Here is a 515-nt window from a genome sequence, read left to right on the forward strand (position 1 = left end):
ACGCTCCCCGCAAAACCGATGTCATTATACGTTACGGCCCCGGCATTAGGTGTGTTGCTAAAATTACCCAGGGAAACCAGCGTTTTCGAGTCGTAATTAATTGTACTGTTATTATCAACAGAGAAAACGGAGGAAGTCACCTGGGTGGCATCAGTCCCTTTCATGACCAGATCGACCCGGTTCGCGCTGTTGCTCAGCCATGCGCTGTCGGTTGCGCCAACCTTAACGTCCAGAGTACTGCCATTGCTGACTTCATAGATATTTTTGTCGACATATTGCCCATCAGCGCCGACGGCAACGGCGGCCTGAAAACCGCTGGAGCCAAAGACGGGAGAGGCCATAGTGTTGTTGTCATAGGCATTCATAGTGACCTGGTTGTGGGTCACAGGGTCGGTATAGGTCACGACATAGGTACGACTACCTTTACGCAGCGACGGCGCACCGTAATTCTCTGCGCCATCGGTAATAAATCCCTGTTCTTTGGCGGAGGCAAAGCTCATGTATTTCGTGCCCGC

At 51.8% G+C, this 515-nt stretch carries 1 protein-coding gene; it reads right to left on the reverse strand.

The features are described from left to right. On the reverse strand, window positions 1-500 hold a 500-nt coding region (locus HYQ67_RS24535), incomplete at its 3' end, for a hypothetical protein (RefSeq protein WP_202308681.1). Between the last annotated feature and the right edge of the window lie 15 nt (window positions 501-515).

Source organism: Dryocola clanedunensis subsp. sulfonylureivorans, from assembly GCF_016756775.1.
In the GTDB taxonomy this organism is placed as follows: domain Bacteria; phylum Pseudomonadota; class Gammaproteobacteria; order Enterobacterales; family Enterobacteriaceae; genus Dryocola; species Dryocola clanedunensis.